This window comes from Mycolicibacterium chubuense (assembly GCF_001044255.1).
Taxonomy (GTDB): domain Bacteria; phylum Actinomycetota; class Actinomycetes; order Mycobacteriales; family Mycobacteriaceae; genus Mycobacterium; species Mycobacterium chubuense.
The window spans coordinates 1-214 of the sequence record NZ_JYNX01000049.1 but is presented as its reverse complement, the minus strand read 5'-3'; the positions used below and the strand labels follow the sequence as shown (position 1 = coordinate 214).

1 pseudogene is annotated in these 214 nt (G+C 68.7%); it reads right to left on the bottom strand.

From position 1 onward, the window contains the following. Positions 1-214: pseudogene (locus MCHUDSM44219_RS17230) on the bottom strand (HNH endonuclease); the annotation flags it as partial.

Below are 214 nucleotides of genomic sequence, written 5' to 3'. Positions count from 1 at the left end.
GCGCCTGCTGATCGGCGCACAGTTCGGCATCCAACACCCGGCGGTCTTCCACGGTGAGGCAGGCCGAGGCTTTGACGATCAGGGTGGCCCGGTACTCGGTGAGCACCCCCGCCTCCAACGCGGCCAGGGTGTGCGGCATCTCGTGCACCAGCGCATTCGCGAAACCCAGATGCTGGTTACCGCACACCGGGGCGTCCAGGCGGGCCAGCGCGAT